Annotated in this window: 12 protein-coding genes; 1 reads left to right on the top strand and 11 read right to left on the bottom strand. The window is 55.4% G+C overall.

Annotated features, from left to right (window positions below; all coding sequences use genetic code 11):
* Nucleotides 1–18 precede the first annotated feature (18 nt).
* The 5 genes from ACESTR_RS04895 to ACESTR_RS04875 are packed head-to-tail and all read right to left on the bottom strand — an operon-like array spanning nucleotide 19 to nucleotide 4,472.
* The gene (locus ACESTR_RS04895) at nucleotides 19–1,083 is read right to left on the bottom strand and encodes a cellulase family glycosylhydrolase (RefSeq protein ID WP_302574754.1); all 1,065 of its coding nucleotides are present in this window, start codon (nucleotides 1,081–1,083) and stop codon (nucleotides 19–21) included.
* Complete coding sequence (locus ACESTR_RS04890) at nucleotides 1,080–2,105, bottom strand: uroporphyrinogen decarboxylase family protein (protein ID WP_270391148.1); 1,026 nt, start codon at nucleotides 2,103–2,105, stop codon at nucleotides 1,080–1,082. Before ACESTR_RS04890 ends, ACESTR_RS04895 begins: the two co-directional genes overlap by 4 nt.
* 23 nt (nucleotides 2,106–2,128) lie before the next feature.
* On the bottom strand, nucleotides 2,129–2,803 hold the full coding sequence (locus tag ACESTR_RS04885; protein ID WP_195290236.1) for a vitamin B12 dependent-methionine synthase activation domain-containing protein: 675 nt from the start codon (nucleotides 2,801–2,803) through the stop codon (nucleotides 2,129–2,131).
* Nucleotides 2,804–2,819: 16 nt separating this feature from the next.
* Nucleotides 2,820–3,458, bottom strand: coding sequence for a corrinoid protein (locus tag ACESTR_RS04880; RefSeq protein ID WP_195290237.1), 639 nt, complete (start codon nucleotides 3,456–3,458; stop codon nucleotides 2,820–2,822).
* Nucleotides 3,459–3,467: 9 nt separating this feature from the next.
* Nucleotides 3,468–4,472 carry a uroporphyrinogen decarboxylase family protein gene (locus ACESTR_RS04875; RefSeq protein ID WP_244075927.1) on the bottom strand — a complete coding sequence of 335 codons (1,005 nt, stop codon included), beginning with the start codon at nucleotides 4,470–4,472 and terminating at the stop codon, nucleotides 3,468–3,470.
* 137 nt (nucleotides 4,473–4,609) lie between these two features.
* Between ACESTR_RS04875 and ACESTR_RS04870 the strand changes: the two genes are divergently transcribed.
* On the top strand, nucleotides 4,610–5,527 hold the full coding sequence (locus tag ACESTR_RS04870; RefSeq protein WP_195290239.1) for an AraC family transcriptional regulator: 918 nt from the start codon (nucleotides 4,610–4,612) through the stop codon (nucleotides 5,525–5,527).
* Nucleotides 5,528–5,579: 52 nt separating this feature from the next.
* Here ACESTR_RS04870 and ACESTR_RS04865 read toward each other — a convergent pair whose 3' ends face one another.
* The 6 genes from ACESTR_RS04865 to ACESTR_RS04840 form a co-directional block, all read right to left on the bottom strand.
* Entirely contained in the window at nucleotides 5,580–7,784 is a 2,205-nt protein-coding gene (locus ACESTR_RS04865) for a glycoside hydrolase family 3 C-terminal domain-containing protein (protein WP_279064783.1), read from the bottom strand.
* A gap of 107 nt (nucleotides 7,785–7,891) precedes the next feature.
* Nucleotides 7,892–8,839 carry a BT_3044 domain-containing protein gene (locus ACESTR_RS04860; RefSeq protein WP_244075925.1) on the bottom strand — a complete coding sequence of 316 codons (948 nt, stop codon included), beginning with the start codon at nucleotides 8,837–8,839 and terminating at the stop codon, nucleotides 7,892–7,894.
* A gap of 23 nt (nucleotides 8,840–8,862) precedes the next feature.
* A complete protein-coding gene (locus ACESTR_RS04855; RefSeq protein WP_195290242.1) occupies nucleotides 8,863–10,800 on the bottom strand; it encodes a RagB/SusD family nutrient uptake outer membrane protein in 1,938 nt (645 codons plus the stop codon).
* Nucleotides 10,801–10,819: 19 nt separating this feature from the next.
* Complete coding sequence (locus tag ACESTR_RS04850) at nucleotides 10,820–13,942, bottom strand: SusC/RagA family TonB-linked outer membrane protein (protein WP_373178905.1); 3,123 nt, start codon at nucleotides 13,940–13,942, stop codon at nucleotides 10,820–10,822.
* A gap of 6 nt (nucleotides 13,943–13,948) precedes the next feature.
* On the bottom strand, nucleotides 13,949–15,292 hold the full coding sequence (locus tag ACESTR_RS04845) for an IPT/TIG domain-containing protein (RefSeq protein ID WP_279064788.1): 1,344 nt from the start codon (nucleotides 15,290–15,292) through the stop codon (nucleotides 13,949–13,951).
* 368 nt (nucleotides 15,293–15,660) lie between these two features.
* A complete protein-coding gene (locus tag ACESTR_RS04840) occupies nucleotides 15,661–17,535 on the bottom strand; it encodes a sodium:solute symporter family transporter (RefSeq protein WP_279064790.1) in 1,875 nt (624 codons plus the stop codon).
* Nucleotides 17,536–17,983 lie beyond the last annotated feature (448 nt).

Below are 17,983 nucleotides of genomic sequence, written 5' to 3'. Positions count from 1 at the left end.
GTCTTGCGGGTCGGAATGTTATTTGCAGTATTTTTTCAGCAGGTCTATTTCGGTCTGATCGTAGGGGGTGAAGTCGCCGTGGTAAATGTCGTGCTGCCACGGTCCTTTGTACTCGCCGTGTTCGGGACGGTGGCCCCACGGGAGGTCGGTCTGCGTCTTGCCGTTCACCAATCCCCACATCATGCAGCCTACCTCCTCTTCGGCGAAGACGGGCAGCACGGTCGGGATCGTCGATGCCGCGGGTCGGTTCATCCATTCGGTGCAGATCACCGGACGCCCCTCCTTTTTCAGCTCGCGGCACGTGTTGCGCGTGTGGTTCGCATCGGCGTAGCAGTGGAAGCTGACTATGTCCGAGTTGTCGAGGCAGAAGCGGTTCAGCCCCTCGTTGCCGCACCATACGCCGACGGTGATCGGCTGTTTGACATCGACCTCGCGCGCCCACTTCACGACGCTTTTCAGCAGCGGCAGGCTGCGGTCGCCCAATCCGCTGTTGGTGGGTTCGTTATAGAGGTCCCATACGAAGATGCGGTCGTCCTGACCGAAGCGGGTCATGATCTCCTTGACATAGGTTTCGAGCAGCGGATGCGTGCGCTCGTCGATGACCATCGTATGACCGGGCGAGGGCGACCACGCCCATGCGTACCAGCCTTTGAGCGGTTCGGGCTGCGGCCCGGTCACGGGATCGGCGTTGGCGCCGAAAACGCAGTCGTCGAAGAAGATCGGCATTGCCTTGATACGGTGTCTGTCGCAAATTTCCAAAAATTTGTCGAACGCTTTGATGAAATGTTTCGGATTCTCGGCATAGACGGCGTACTGAAGCACGACGCGGGCGCAGTTCAGCCCCGTCTCTTCAGCCAGTGCGAGTTCGCGCTCCATCACTTCGGGCGAGAAACTCGTCTTGTCCCACATGGCCGTATACTTGATAGCATTTGCGGGAATGTAGTTGAAGCCGCAGAACCACGGATTGGCTTCGCCCCATGCCTGCGCCTGCGCTTTGGTCCAGCGTTCCGAAGCCTTTGCGTCGGTCGCGCAAATCGTCAGGACTACCAGTAGGGCTGCGAATAGGAATGCAGTCTTTTTCATCGGTATCGGTTTGTAGTTTTGTTGTACTCGGAGAGAGCCTTGTAAAAGGCGTCGATATTGGCGTGGGGCGTTTCGGGCGGCACGTCGCAGCCCGACGAAAGGATGAAGTTCGGATATGCCGCCGTGGCGTTCAGCAGTTCTTGCGTCGCGCGGTACATTTCGTCGGCGGACGCCTGCTTGAACAGTCCCACGGGGTCGATGTTGCCCATAACCAACGTGTCAGCGGGACATGCTTCCAGCGCTGCGACCATCCCGGCCTGATTGCCGAAGTGGTAGCCGGCCGAACCGGTCTCGACCATGGCTTCGGTGCAGTGCCCTGTATTGCCGCAGTTGTGCAGCACGACCAGAAAATGGTCGTCCTGAACCAACTCTACGATCCGTCGCACGTATAGGGAGGAGTAAAGGCTGCAATCCTCGTTGGAAACGAGTCCGGCGGCGGGTTCCGCAATCACGACGCCCTGCGCTCCGCTCTTTTTGAGCGCTATGCAGTAATCGCCGATGAACCGCGTGCATTTTTTCAGCAGCAGCTGAATCGTCTCAGGCTCGGTAAAGGTGGCCATCATCAGTTCGGTCATGCCGAAAAGCCGTCCGGCCAGCGAGAACGGCCCGATGCAGCCCGCGAACAGGGGCTTGTCGCCGAGGGCTTCGGCGACGATGCGGTTGGCCTTGAGGTACTGCGGGATGCGGCCGGCTTCGAGCGTCGGGATTTTCAGTGCCTCGATCTCCGAAAGGTCGTGTACCAAAGTGTCGGTAACGCTCGGAACTTCGTTTTCGGGAAAGACGATGTGTGCGCCGAAGGCCTCCGCCTCTACCGTCAGATCCATGATGACCGAGCATGCGTCGGCGGGGTAGCGGTCATTGAGGGCCAGAATGGCGCGGGCGTGCACTTCGCCGTCGGTGACGGCGTCGCGTACCGTGTAACCGCACAGTTCGATGCCCGGATGGGTCATGATCGGAATCGCCAGACGCCGCCGGCCGTTTCGGGCTGATTCGGCCCAAGCTTTCATATCGAGTGTTTTCATGTTCATCGTATTTTTGTTGATTGTCAGGAGATTCTGCGTTTGTAGCATGCCGTGTTGCGGCAGATCGTACAGCCGTACGGTTTGCGTTCGACCCGACTGCCGATGCCGATGATGCCGCTGACCGATTTGATCGGGTACATCAGCGAGCTTTCGGTCAGTTCGATGCCGCAGGGCCGGTCCGGAAGCATGCCGAACAGCAGATGCTGTTCGGTAACCCTCCATCCGCAGTACCCCGGACTGTAGGGGAGCGTGTGCGGTATCTCCAGATCGCAGTCCAGCTGCTGTTCGAGTTTTGCGACGCAGGCTTCGGCCAGTACGCTGCCCACGGAGTCGGCGATGAATTCCCGGACGCAGTCGCCCGACTCCCTGTAGGTGCGGCGGAACTCTTCGAATTCGCGTCCTGCCGTAGCCACGAACAGGCAGAACAGCTCCGCGCCCGCCAGACTGTCGGTGATGATCTTGCCGGGGCGGAAGTTCACGCCGCCGATCTCTATATGCAGCGGCGTCAGCACTTGCCCGTTGCATATTCGGTAGAGAATGCGGGGTCTGCAGACTCGCTGCGTTTGGGCGAGCACCTCGTCGAGCATGGCGAGTATCTCAGGTTCGGGCGTTCCGTCGCCGTAGCCCATGGTGCGGTAGATCTCCTGCCGGTCGATCGCGAGGTCTTTGTAGTCGATGTCTATTTGCCGGGTTCGCATGGTGGCGTCGTTGGATTCAGGCGATGTTGAGCAGTTGTTTCGCACCCGTGACGGCCGCGTTGGCGTTCGAGGTGTAGAGGTCGGCGCCGATCTGCGCGGCGAACGCCGCATTGACGGGCGCTCCGCCTACCATGACCTTCACCTTGTCGCGCAGGCCGGCTTTGCTCAGTTCCGTGACGACGTTGCGCATGTAGTTCATCGTGGTCGTAAGCAGGGCCGAAAGGCAGAGTATGTCTGCATTGTGCTCTTCGACGGCTTTCACGAACTTTTCGCTCGATACGTCGATGCCGAGGTTGATGACTTTGAAACCGCAGCCCTCGAACATCGAAGCCACGAGGTTCTTGCCGATGTCGTGCAGGTCGCCTTTGACTGTGCCGATCACTACGGTTCCGACGTGCGATTCGACTCGGCCGCTCATGTGGGGTTTGAGCACCTCCAGCGCGCCTTTCATCGCGCGCGCGGACATCAGCAGGTTGGGAACGAATGCTTTGCGGTCTTGGAACCGCTGGCCGATTTCGGCCATGCCGGCGGTCAGGTAATCATCGATGATCGACTGGGCGTCCATGCCGGATTCGATCGCTTTGCCGACCAGCTCCTGCGCAAGTTCGAGTTTGCCGTCCACGATCGCCTGCGAAATTTGGTTCATATCTTCCATGGTCGTAGGTTATTTTAGTTGTGCATTGGCTATATCTATGAATGTAAGCATGTTTTCGAGCGACGTGTCGCTTTCGACCGAATGCGAGGGCGAGAATATGTAACCGCCGTCGCGGCCCAGTTCGAGCAAGTGGCGCGATTCCCTCGCTACCTCCTCTTTGGTGCCGAAGGGCAGGGTTTTCTGCATCGACAGACCTCCGTGGAAAGCCAGCCGTCCCCGGTACCGGCCCAGCAGGTCGTCCACGTCCATCACTTCGGGCTGGAAGGGGTTGAAACAGTTGAGTCCGATCGAAATCAGATCGTCGAACAGCTCGTCCACGTCGCCGCAGCTGTGTATCATCACGTATTTTCCGGCCTGACGGACACGGCCGTACATGCGCTGCAGGCGGGGATAGATAAACTCTTTCCAGAGGTCGTATCCCATGATCAGTCCGATCTGCTGTCCCCAGTCGTCGCCGAAGTAAACCGCGTCGATGTCGTATTCGAGGGCTTTGTCGATCTGGCGCAGGTTGTAGTCGCAGATCGCGTCGAGCAGCTGGTTCACGAATTGGGGATTGATGTAGAAATCCATCAGCAGGTTTTCGATGCCCCGCAGCGTCCATGCCCGTTCGTAGAGCGAGAATCCGATCTGGAACACACGGAACATGTCGGGCTTTTTGCTGATTTCGCTTTCGATGTCGGCGAAGAAGCGCGGGTCGAGCGGATCGGGAAACGTGTAGCCTTCGAGCGTGGGGTTTTCGAGGATGCAGCCCTTCACGTCGCCGATATCCTTGTCTACGCTGCGGTCCCAAACCACGCCGAAGACATCGCGGACATAGTCGCCGCCCAAATCTTCGAAGAAGCCGATGTCGCTTCCCAGCTGCAGGATATGGTTGCCCAGTACCGGGTCGAGGTCATCCGTGTCGTAGTACTGCATGAGAGCCTCTTTCGGCTCTTTGGTGAATTTGAAAGACCAAGGAACGTAAGGCGGCTTTTTACCGTCGAGGACGCACTTGATTACTTCTCGTTTGGTCATATCGTTGGTTTATAAAAAATGAAGCGAATTGGTTATACAAATATATAGGGTAAAAAGTCTGCTGTCTACCGTGTAATTTGCAAATAATTGTGCTATATTTGCACTAAGGGCCGTTCCTTCGATAATAATATAAGATCATGCTTTACGAAACCATTATTCCGGCATCCGGATCGTCGTTTACGAAGAAGAATTTTATATTCAAACACTTTCCGCCGGACTGGCATTATCATCCCGAATACGAGCTGGTCGCCATTACGGAGGGGGTTGGCAAGCGTTTCGTCGGAAACGGCGTCAGCGAATTCTCGCCGGGCGATATTGCGTTTATTGGCTCGAACGTGCCCCATTTTCATCTGAGTGACCGGGTTTACTATGAAAACAACGATCTGTATTGTTGTTCCGAAGTGATCCAGTTCAACCAGAATATCTTTCCGGCCGATTTCCGCACCATGCCCGAATTCGGACCGATCGTACGGCTGTTGGACGAAAGTTCCCGCGGCCTGCTTTTCCACAACGACGAGGTGCTGGAGCGCATCCGTACCCGTCTGTCGGATTTCGAACGGCTGGACGGCCTGAAACGGCTGATGGAACTTTACCGCATTCTGGGAATGCTGAGCCAGACTCCCGATTTTTCCTACCTGTCGATCGCCGAGGTGGACTACAACCGGGTCAAAGACCTGCATAACCTGCCGGTTTACCGGGCATATCAGTATCTGGCCAATAATTTCAAGGAGCCGGTTACGCTCCGGCAGGTGGCCGGATACGCCGGACAGAATCCCACGGCGCTATGTCGGAATTTCAAGCAATCGACCGGACGCAGTATTTTCAACTGCCTGCTGGAAATCCGTATCGACTTCGCATACAAACTGCTCGTCAATTCCGATTTCAGCATCATACAGGTGGCTTATGAATCGGGGTTCCGCAACATCTCGCATTTCAATCACAAATTCAAGGAGATGTCAGGCCTCTCGCCGCTGGAGTACCGCCGGGCGCATCAGGGGAAGTCGAGGACCGAATATTCGGAGGAAGAACTTACGGCCGCGGCCGGTGACGAATGATTCGAAATAAGGCTGGTCCCGAAAGAGAACCAGCCTTATCGTTTCGGACCGTCTACCGGGCCAGCACCCTGCGGGGACCTTTGACGCGTATCTCGGCGGAGTGTTGTCGCCGGTCCGCTTCGGAGACGGGCTGGGAGCCGCCGATATAGAACGAGATGCGTCCCGGACAGCAGGCCGTAGTGCCGTCTACATCGACCAGTGCGAGATTACGGGGCGTAAGGGTGAATTCGACGATCTGTTCCTCACCCGGTTGCAGATGAATGCGCTTTACGCCTTTCAGCGCCCTAATCGGCTTGGGTTCCGGAGCGTCGGGATGGCTGACGTAAAGCTGTACCACTTCATCTCCGGCTACGCTACCTGTATTGCGGACGCGGGTTACAACCTTCACGGACTCTCCGGTGACTGTGGTTTTGGCGGTGCATACCGGAGTGTCATATGTAAAAGTCGTGTAGCTGAGTCCGTATCCGAACGGATAGAGCGGTCGTCCTTCGAAATAGCGGTAAGTGCGGCCTTTCATCGAATAGTCGTTGAAATCGGGCAGTTGTTCGTCGTCTGCATAGAACGTGACCGGAAGTCGTCCCGACGGGTTGCAGTCGCCCCATAGAATATCGGCTACGGCTGTTCCGGCGGCCTGTCCGCCGTACCATGCCTGCAGAATCGCATCGGCATTTTCGGCCTCCCACGGGAAAGCCACCGCACTGCCTGACATCGAAACGAAGACGAGCGGAATCCCGATCTGTTTTACAACCTGCATCACTTGGGTCTGGACTTTTGGAAGCATGATGCCGGTGCGGTCGCCGCCGAGGAATCCGTCGAGTTTTTCGCGTCCTGCGTCGCCCTCTTCGCCTTCCAGCCGGGGCGAGATGCCGCCGACGTAGATCACGAGGTCGGCGCCTTCGACGGCTTTGCGTATTTCATCGGCCCCGGCTTCCGGCGTGGTGTAATCCGAAGCGCGCAGGTAGACGATCTCGGCACCCGTTTTCGCCCGTATGCCTTTCAGCGGTGTGACGATCTCCGACGGAAATCCGTTGTAGTTGCCCAGCTGGACTTCGGGCGAATCGGCATTTGGTCCGAGTACGGCGATGCGGCGCAGGTTGTGGCGCAGCGGAAGCAGTCCGTTGTTCTTGAGCAGCACCATGGATTCGTGTGCCATCTTCAGAGCATGGGCCTTGTGCGAAGCGGCTTCCAGCACCGAATAGGGGAGTGTGGCGTAAGGATCGCGCTCCTGCGGATCGAATGCGCCGAGTCGGAACCGGATCGTCAGCAGCCGTGCGAGCGATTCGTCGATCACGGCTTCGGAGATAAGCCCCCGCTCGACGGCTTCGGGCAGGTAGGCGAAGATTTCGCCGCAGTCCAGATCAGTCGTATGTATCACTGCATCCGCCGCGGCCGAGGCTCCGTCCGGATGGGTTTTGTGGTTTTTGAAGAAATCGTCGATCGCTCCGCAGTCCGAAGTGACGTAGCCCGTGAACTCCCATTCGCCGCGCAGAATCTCCTGCATCAGCAGGTCGCTGGCGCAGCACGGTTGCCCGCGGAACCGGTTGTAGGCGCCCATCACGGCGCTCACGTTGCCGTCTACGATCAGGTCGCGGAATGCTGGCAGGTAGGTGTCCCATAAATCGTAGTCGCTTACGTCGGCATCGAAGACATGGCGCGAAGGTTCGGGGCCGCTGTGGACGGCATAGTGCTTGGCGCAGGCCGAAGTCTTCAGCAGGACCGGATCGTCGCCCTGCAGTCCCTCTACGATGGCTTTGCCCAGCAGTCCGGTCAGGTAGGGGTCTTCGCCGTAGGTCTCCTGTCCCCGGCCCCAGCGCGGATCGCGGAAGATATTGATGTTCGGGGTCCAGAACGTAAGGCCCTTGTATTGGATGCCGCCTTTGCCCGTGCGGTTGGCTTCGTTGTAGATGGCGCGCGCTTCGGTCGAGGTGATGCTGCCCATTTGCCGTAACGCTTCGGGATCGAACGTCGCAGCCATCGCTATCGCCTGCGGAAAGACGGTTACTTTGTCCCACGAGCGGCCGACGCCGTGCAGACATTCGTTCCACCAGTTGTAGGCCGGGATTCCGAGCCGTTCGATCGCGGGCGTGAGATTCTGCATCTGGGCGGCCTTCTCTTCGAGGGTCAGCCGTGAGATGAGGTCCTGCACCCGATCGGAGATCGGGAGGTCGGGGTTGCGGAAAGGGTATTCCTGAGCGTGGACTGTCAGTACGAAGAGGCTGGCGATCCCGAATAGCAGACTGCGGAGTGATTTGGTCATTTTTTCTGTTTATCCGTTTGAGTGACTGGCAAGATGCCTGATGCAAAATTAATAAAACCTATGGAGGCGAACAAGTCCGCTCCATAGGTTTTTGCAGAGAGAGACCGTTATTTGGTAAATACCGTTTTCGTACGGGAACAGGTGCCTTCCCATCGCATTTCGACGGGATCGGCCGGGTCGGTTTTGTCGATATAGTTGTAGTACATGTAGAATGTCGTGACTATATACGATTTGTGCGAATTCTGTACGTCTACGGTCCGTTCCACGAGGATTTTGTTCCGCGGATTCTTCGGGTCGAGGTTCGGTTCGTCGCGGTTTATCTCGATGATGTCGGGATGCAGCGGCGTAAAGGTCAGCGTGGAATCCGCGTTTACGGTCATGTTCATCCGGTAATTTTCCCGGTTGGAGACGCGTTCGGAGGTATTGCCTGCGTAGAGCGATACGGTGGAGGGATCGACCACGCGCAGCGTGCGGGTCATGCGGACGTCGATGAAATCGCCCGTAGCGACTTCCCGGATCGTGCCCGACAGCGAATAGGTGCCCGTATAGGCGTTCGAGAGGACGACGTTCATCAGGATCGTACTGTATTTCGGCTCTCCGATCCTGTATTCCGAGGTCGAGACGATCGAGATCGGAAGAACGAAATTCTTGTCCTTGTCGATCTTGTCGAGATTGAAACTGATCGGAACGTCGGTGTATTCCGTTCCGGCTTTGATGATGATGCCTTCCCCGTTGAAAGAGTAGCACTCTTCGGGCAGCAGTTCGTAATAGAGACTGCGGTCGTTGCGGTATTTCTCCCAGTTGTATCCTTCGAGGGTGTCGGGGTTGACCGCCAGATCGACCCTGACGTCGCGGTCGAGTTTCGACGATCCGTTTACGGCGACGGTGATGAGCGTGTCCCTGACATTCGCATCCACATAGTTGAGATCGTACTCGCGGAAGCCGTTCTGGTTGATCAGCACGTGTTTGATGAACAGCTCGTCGTCGAGCTGGTTGTTGTTGCAGGCCGTGAAAAATGCCGTTGCGGCAAGCAGGAATATAATTGCTTTTTTCATAAGTCGTGTTCGTTTTGCGGTTACTACCAGCCCGGATTTTGGGTCAGTTTGGTGTTGCGCTTCAGTTCGTCGTCGGTGAACGGCCAAAGATACATCTTGTCCATGAAAACCTTGGTTATCTGCGTCGGCGTGGTTTCGTAGAATCGTTCTTTCTGCGTGCCGGACCCCTTCATGTCGACGTTCATACCCATTACGGCTTCGTTTTCTTCCGTTGCAGCGTCTTTCCAGCGGCGGAGATCGAAGTAGCGCGATCCTTCCATGAAGAATTCGATCTGGCGTTCGCGCTTGAGTTTATCGCGGAAGGTGTCGGGCGACCTGTATTCCGCATCCGTGAGATCGGGCAGTCCGGCGCGGAAACGCACCTGCCGGAATGCTTTTCTGATCTCGTTCACATCGCGCTTTACGATAAACGGTTCGTCATAAATTACATGGTTGAATTCGTACGCTTCGCCGTCGGGAAGTTCATTCAATGCTTCGGCATACCATAACAATACGTCGGCGTAGCGAATTTCGGGATGCGGCTTGTAGGTCGTTCGTCCGCCTTCGTCCCACGAGTCGTCGGGGTCGTAATATTTTTTGATGCCGATGCCGGTGAGCGGGAAGTTGTAGGGACGCGACAACTGTTTCCCGTCTTGGCCCGCGCGGTAGTAGTTGCAGCGGAAATTCTGGTATCTCTGGTCGGCGGTGCCGTTTTCCCAGATGCAGCCGTTGTAGGCGATCGAAGCGTAGAACCGCGGTTCGCGGTTGAGCCACATCCGGTGACAGTCGTTCGGGACGAACGGATCGTTGGTGTCTCCGGTGGTGAATCCCGATGTGTAATAGGGATATTCGCTACTTGCCTGATCCTTGTCGCGGCCGTCCCGCATGTAATAGGCGTTGACCTGTTTGAGCGTGGCCGCCATGTTGTTCGTGCCGTTATGCGAATAGGGGAATGCCTTATAGACGAACGAGTTGACGTCGGCGCCGCTCTGTCGCATAAAGATGAATTCGTTGTTGAGCGTTACGGGAGTCTCTCCGTTGAAGAGCTGCGCATAGGATTCAAAAGGATCGATGCCTCCGGCTCCTTCGGGGAATGCCGCCGTGGGGACATTCGGTGCCAGAGGTGCCGTTGTCGCGGTAGCCCTTACCGTTATCAGTTCGTAAAGTCCCATTTCGATCACCTCCTTGGCCGCTGCCGCCGCCCGCGCCCATTTGCGGATGTCCTTTTCCTGCGGAATCAGGTTGCGGCCTTCGTTGTCCTTGACGTTGAACAGGTCTGTGTTGCCGTTGAAGAGAGGCGAGGCGGCATAGAGCAGTATCTTGGCCCGCAAGGCTAATGCGGCGCCCTGCGTGGCGCGTCCGACCCATGTCGAAGCGTATTCCGAAGGCAGGATGCGGGCTGCGCGTTCCAGATCGGAGAGCATGAAATCGACCATTTCGTCGATCGTGGCGCGCGGGAGTGCCAGCTCTTCGTAATCGAGCGAGATGTCCTGTCCTTCGTCGGGTACGATCGGGACCGGACCGTATTGGCGCATCAGGGTAAAGTAGAAATAGGCGCGCAGGAAGCGGGCTTCTCCCTCCATGCGTTCCCGTTCGGCCGACGAGACCTCCAGACAGCGGTGAACGTTGTGGATGAAAATCGAAGCCGTACGGATTCCGACATACATTGCATTGTAGCGGTCTTCCCAAACGGGGTTCGTCGATGAGTACTGCCCGTTCTGGTAGAGTTCGCACGAGGCGTTTGCATCGTTGTAGATCGCTTCGTCCGATGCGAAGTAGAGGGCGCCGTTCGAGAGCGACGGAGTGCTGCTCAGTGAGCTGTAGACCTCCCAGAGCCACTGTTTCGTGGTGTTTTCGCGGACGAAGATCGAGTCGTACTGTTGCATGTCTTTCACATACTGCTGGACGTCGAGAAAGTCCCCGCACCGGATCATGCTCAGTGCGGCAAACATGACGATCAGAATGTTTCCTATTTTTTTCATAATAATCGGGATCTTAAGGTTAGAAGCTGACGTTCACGCCGAATGTATAGGTTCTTTGGATCGGGTAGGAGTTGCCGTCCTTGCTGCCCATTTCGGGGTCCCACCAATCGAACGACGACCAGCAGGCGAGGTTATAGCCGAGGAAGAAGATGCGTGCCTTCTCGACCCGGAATTTGCGGGTGAAAGCTTTCGGGAGCGTATAGCCCACTTCGAGGTTTTTCAGGCGAAGGTAGTGCCCGTCGCGCAGCCACCATGTGGACCATTTGGTGTTGTTTTCGCGGGGACCGTACGAGAGCCGCGGGAAAATGGCGTCTTGGCGTTCGGTGGCGGGGTCTCCCGATATTTCGCGTGATATCCAGCGGTTCTTGGGGTCGGCTACTACCGAAAGGATGTTGCCGGCGTCGTTTGCGATGAACGGGAACGTGGAATAACCTTCCATAATGAAGTCCATCTTGCCCGTACCCTGAAACAGAATGCTGAAATCGATGCCTTTCCATTGGGCGCTCAGTCCGAGACCGTATACGAGTTCCGGGGTTCTCGTGTTGCCGATCGGAACGATGTCGTCGTCGTTGATGACGCCGTCGCCGTTGACGTCCTTATACTTGATGTCGCCGGGCATCAGTTCCTGTCCGTACTGGGTCGGGCTGCTGGCGATTTCGGCTTCGTCCTTGAAAAGACCAAGTGCGATCAGACCGCGGTTCTGTTCCCATTTGTAGCCCTGCGTCATGCGGAAATAGAGTGCATTGGCCGCTTCGTCGTATTTCAGCACCTTGTTGTAGGCATAGGTCAGGTTGCCGCGGAGCGTGAAGATGAAGTCCTTGCCGATACGCTGCGTGTAGCCGAAGTTGCCGTCGATACCCTCCGAGCGCATGGAACCCACGTTGCCCCAAGGACGTTGGTCTATCGATCCGCCGACCAAAAGGCCGGTAGTGCCGGGTAGGAAACCGCGCCGTATGAAGATGTCTTCGCGGTGGTCGCGGAAAATATCCACCGTCAGATCGAACCGATCGGCGATTTTCAGGTCGAGACCGAGGTCCTGCTTGGTGGTGACTTCCCATGTCAGGTTTTGCGAACCCATGAGTTGTACGAGTATGCCGTCAGCCCTGTTTGCCCCCATATTTCCGAAATTGACGCTGTTACCGCCTGTTACCGTGGTGATATAAGGGAAGCGTGTTCCGCCGCCGATGCGGTCGTTGCCGACTTGGCCCCATGAATAGCGGATTTTGAGCATGGTAAGCCACGGCATATGTTTCTTGACGAATTTCTCGTTCGAGATCACCCAGCCCGCGGCGATTGCAGGGAAGAAACCGAAGCGTTCCTTCGGCTCGAAATTCTCCGATCCCGTATATCCGAAGTTGAATTCCACCAGATAGCGGTCGTCGTAACCGTAAGTTACGCGGCCGGAGAGGCCCATGTTGCGCTGGGGAACCGATTTGAAGACATTGTCATTGACATCGTTTTCCGAAAACGACTGCATGTAATAGTAGAGCAGACCGCCGACCCGGTGCTTGTTGAAAGCTCGGTCGTATGCCAGTTGCACTTCGCCGTAGGCGCGCCGGGAGCCGTAGACGTCCGATGTTTGCCAGAGCGGTTGCTCGTCTATGATCCGTGAGGTAATCAGATTGCCTTCCATGTCGCGGACTCGTTCTGCCTTGTACAGAGCCGGCATTTTCAGGCGGCCCAGATTGTGCCGGTTGTAGGCGTCATAGGAGAACCGGCCAGTAAAATGCAGCCCTTGCGTAATAAAACTCAAGTCCTGTTTCAGTCCGATGTTCGATTCCACCTTGTTTTCCCAGAACGTGTAATAACCGGTGTGGTTGAGCAGTACATAAGGCGAAATGCCGTATCCGTCCGTACCGTAGGTAGGCAGCTGGCCGTTTGAATAGCGCAGGGGAACGGTGATCGGGGTCATGTAGGAGATCGACCTCCAGAAATCGTCGGTATTGCCGTCGGGTTTGGTGGTCATGCCCGGTTTGTGCTGATCGACGACCCAGCCGCCGAGGCCGGCTTCGAGAATCGTGGTCTTGGTGATGTTGATGTCCGTGTTGATGCGGAAGTTGTAGCGTTTGTAATTGGTGTCCGTATCGTAGTTCTCTTTCAGCGAATCCTTGAAAAGCCCGCCCTGTTTGTAGTAGGAACCGGAAATATAGTAGCGGGCTGTCGAACCGCCGCCGCTGATATTGAGCGAAGTTTTGAATGTTGAGGTGCTTTTTTTCAGCAGGGCGTCGTGCCAGTCCACATTGGGGTAGAGGTCGGGATCGAGATTGTATTTGATGATTTCCAGATCGCTCGCGTCGTATACGGGGTCCTGATACCGCGACGCACGGGCTTCATTGGCCAGCGAAGCATAGGTTTCCGCATCGACGAATTCACGTTCGATGGCGGACGAGGAGATGCCGTATTCGGCTTTGAAATTGATGTTCACTTTCCCCGCTTGTCCGCGCTTGGTCGTGACCAGAATGACGCCGTTGGCGCCGCGCTGACCGTAGATCGCCGTAGCGGAGGCGTCTTTCAGAACGGAAAACGATTCGATATCCTCGACGTTGATTTCGTTGAAATCGCGTTCGATGCCGTCTACCAGCACCAGTGCCGATGCGTTGGCGCCGAATGTCGAGATGCCGCGGATCCAGAATTCCGAAGCGTCCTTGCCCGGTTCGCCCGAACGCTGTACGGCGATGATACCCGGAACGTTTCCCGCCAGCGAGTTGGTGATGTTGGCGGTGGGGACTTTCAGATCCTCCATTTTGATCGATGTGACCGCTCCGACTACCGATGCTTTCTTCTGGAAGCCGGCGCCGACGACCACGACCTCCTCCATTGCATTGGAATCTTCTGCCAGTTTGACGTCGATACGGGTTTTGCCTGCGATCGGAATATCCTGCGTCGCATATCCCAAGTAGCTGAACGAGAGCGTTTCGTTGGCTCCGGTTTTGATTTTGTATTTACCGTCGATGTCGGTGTTAGTTCCCAGTCCGGGCTGGTTTTTCACGATGACGTTTACGCCTACCATAGGCTGCCCCTGCAAGTCGAGGACCGTGCCGGTGATCGTATACTCTTTGCTTTGAGCAAATGCGGAGACCGGATTACCCCCCCCCAGCATGATGCTGCATACGGTCAGTATATATAGTATAAGTTTCTTCATAGCGAACTATTCTACGGTGATTTTACAAATTCGGTTGTTTTCTTTGTCGGCCACATATACGGTCGAGCCGTCGTCGCTGACCGCAACACCGGTCGGGAATTGTAATTGTGCTTCGAGCGGATCACCCTCTGTGAAGCCGAGCTGTCCTCCGATGCCGGCATAGGTGGTGACGGTGGCTGTTCCGGCATTGTCTACAATGCGGCGGATGCAGTGATTCCACGTGTCGGCAAGGAAAAAGTCGCCCTGCGGGCCGGTGCACATCTGGTAAGGCTGGTTGATGCGCGCATCTTCGCCTACGCCGTCCTGATAGCCCAGCTGCCCGTCCATGCCGACCCATGTGTTGGGTTCGCCGAGCGTTTTCGTCGCGAAATCGTATTCCATGCGGACGATGGCCGAATGAGACGCTCCGCCGAGAGCCAGCGCGTAGAGGTATTTTCCGTCGTGGCTCCAGCAGTACGTGAAATCGGTGTTGTTGTTGAAACATTGCACGAGTTCCACCATCTCCTGTTTGTCGCGGTCCCATCGCAGCACCATGCCTTTGTAATAGTCGTTGATGAACAGTTCTCCGTCCACGGGATTCAGGATCGAAGCGTTCGAACCTGAGCGGGGCGCATAAGTCTTGTGACGCACGAATCCGTCGGAGCGCAGCAGAAAGACGGTCGAAACATTCGAAGAGGAGCCTTCGACGCCGACGAAGAGCGTGTCGCAGGTCGTGCCGAAACTGATTGTGCGCAGGTTGTGCAGGCCGGGGGCGCGCCATGGAGTGCTTACTTTTTCATTGATCAGGTCTACCTCGCGGATACATTTGTAGGCATCGGCTTCGAGGACGTACAGCTTCTGATTTTCGTTGTCCAGAGCCAGACGCAGCGGGCGGGCGAATTTCGCCTCCTTGAATGTGCCGTCTTTGTCTTCGGCGTTGAAACCGCCGCCGCAGAGGGTGGAGAGGTTTTTCTTGAATTCGTACTGAAATTCCTCCTCGAAAACCACTTCCTGCGCCTCTTCGCCCTCACCGATGGTTACCGTGACCTTGCCGGTGTCGGCCCGCGCGGGGACGATGGCATAGATGCGGTTGCCTTTTGCGCTGACGACGCGGGCTTCCCGGTTTTCGTCGTTGGCGATTCGAACTTTGACTTTCGACGGGTCGTAACCGAAGTTCTCACCGCGGATGATGAGTTTCGTCCCTACACCGCCCTCTTGGGGAGAATAGCTTTCGAGCACCACTGGCTTGTTCGGATCGTAGACGGCGTTTTTGTCGGTGTCGTCATCCGAGCAGCTGGCCATAAAAACGGCGCTGACGACAAAGCCCGATACATATAACAGGCGGATTCGTTGTAACAGCATGCTTTTCATTTGTGGAAGTTTTGGTTTTTTAATTAGGTTAATCTTATCGGGCCGCTATCCGCCCGTTTGGTTCTGATGTTATACAAAAGTACGATGACGGATTTTGGGTTTCTAATCGGATTTTTGCAAATTCTTGTGCTATATTTGCGTTGAACACCCGAAGCGAAAGATTCCGGATGAACATATGAACAAAGTGTTTTTACACTGCAACTCCATTATCGGACTATATTATATGGTGTGTGAGTTATGCCGATCTTTGTAATCCGGCAGGATGATGCAACAAGCGGGGACTTCCTGCTGGAAGTCCTGCTTGTGCTAAATTAATTTTGCCGGGCCATGTGGAGTTGGCGGATTATGAACGAAGCGTGCGAGTCAGTTTACCAGAAAACAGCGTATATCGCGGTCAGGATGATGACGATGCCCAGCGCTCCGACCGTGAGACCGGGAGTGAAGTCGAAAGCCTTACCGCCGATGCTGTAAGCCCGGCTGCTGCGGGTGCGGCTCAGGCTGTTGGTGCGCAGCATCACCCCGATGAATCCGAGCAGGACGCCGAGCATGTAGATGGCGTCGAAATGGTAGCTGGTCCAGCGTTTACTGAAGAGAATTCCCGCCATGATGCAGATCGCCGCCAATATCAGGAGTACCCACGAGGCTCTGACCATGGAACGGCGTCCCGCGATTTTCGAGGTGTCGTCCTGCACGGATTCGCTGCGGTCCAGCAGCGAGATCGTTACGGCGATGACGACCAATACGATGAAGGCATAGCTCATGCGCAGGACGAAACCCATGTCCGGATATGCGAATTTGAGCGCGATGCCGACCGGGATCGTGAGTATCGAGGTCCATAGAGCGGCTCGGTTCGTAGCTTTTTTCCATAACAGTCCCATACCGAATACGACGGTTACGCCCGGATACACATATCCCGAATACTCCTGAATGTACTGGAAAGCCTGATCCAGTCCGCCCAGCAGGGGTTTGGCGGCGGCCATGGCGATAAATAACGCGCAGAATGCGACCATGCGCCCGACGTTAACCAGCCGTTTTTCCGAGGCTTCGGGGGAGATCAGCCGTTTGTAGATGTCCATGGTGAAAATCGTGGCCGTGCTGTTGATCATGCTGGCGAGCGAAGAGACGATCGCGGCGACCAGAGCGGCGAAGGCCAGACCCTTGATACCCGTCGGTGTGAAGTTCTTCAACAGCCACGGATAGGCGCTGTCGGCCGTGGTGATCGAATCCTGCAGCCCGTGGATCAGGTGGGGATTGGTGAACAGTACATAGGCCGTGATGCCGGGAATGACGACGATCAGCGGGATGAGGAGTTTCAGGTAACCGGCAAAGAGCAGACCCTTTTTTGCTTCGTGCAGCGAACGGGCCGCCAGTCCCTTCTGAATGATATATTGGTTGAATCCCCAGAAGCCGATATTGGTGACCCAGATCGACCCCAACAGCAGCGCGAGTCCCGGCAGGTCTTTCGAAATGTCGAACTGTTGCCCCGTGGCCGGATCGGAAACGACCGTTCCTTCGGGGATTATCATGCTGAGGTGGTAATCTCCGCCGGCGTCGCGGATCGTATGGAAGACGTTCTGCAGTCCGGTCCATGCGCTGCCGTCGGCCATAATCGTTGTCGAGGGGTCCGCGGCTTTGAGCGCGAAGTAAACTGCTACCAGACCGCCGCCGATTAGGAAAATGACCTGAATTATGTCCGTCCAGACGACGGCTTTCAGCCCTCCGTATATCGAGTAGAGTCCTGAAAACAAGAGTAGTCCAACGACGCCCCACATCATCGGAGTACCGAGTACCTGCTCCATGGCCAAGGCTCCGAGCCATGCCACGGAGGTCAGATTGACGAAGAGGTAGAGCAGCAGGAAGAAGATGGAGAAAGCGATGCTGACGCCGTGCCCGTAACGTTCGTTAAGCAGTTGCGGCATGGTGTAAATCCGCTTTTCGATCATGATCGGCAGCAGGTATTTCGCCACGAGAATCAGTGTGGCGGCCGCAATCCACTCGTAGGCGGCGATACCTATTCCTATCCGGAATCCCGATCCCGACATGCCGATAAACTGTTCGGCCGAGATGTTGGCGGCAATCAGCGACGCGCCGATGGCCCACCACGAAAGCGACCTGCCGGCGAGAAAATAATCCGACGAACTCTTTTCTTTGCTGAAGCGCGAGACGTACAGTCCGATTGCAATGATGATAAGCGCATAAACGCCGAAGACCAGATAATCCGCTGTTTGGAATCCTGCATTCATTGGTTTTAGGTTGGATTTAGATTGTTATACAAAATTACCGTTGGAAATTTCGTAAATCCTATGGAATTTTTGCTAAAAATTGTGCTATATTAGCAAATAAAGGCATTTTATATCTTTTTATATAAGTTAAAGAGTCTGATATGGTGGCCGGGATGATTTTTTCTTCCTCAAATATAATCACAATTGTATATCAGTTTATTACATTATGCTTGGTACAAATATGGCTATTTTATAACCAAAGCATAATCTTATGGGGTGTTTTGTATGCTCAATAAACGCATAATATAACTTTAACTTTATTTAAGTATTTTCTTTTGTTTGCAGATGCTTTCATTTCGCCTTGGATATTTGCATTTGTTTGGATTTTCTTTTCATAAACCATTGATTTGCAAAATTGTACCTATTTTTATCTTTCGTTTTCTATGAAAATGTGTTGTATCTTTGCATT

Source organism: Alistipes sp. DJF_B185, assembly GCF_964250025.1.
GTDB classification, from domain to species: Bacteria; Bacteroidota; Bacteroidia; order Bacteroidales; family Rikenellaceae; genus Alistipes; species Alistipes finegoldii.
This window is presented reverse-complemented; position numbering and strand designations above follow the sequence as displayed.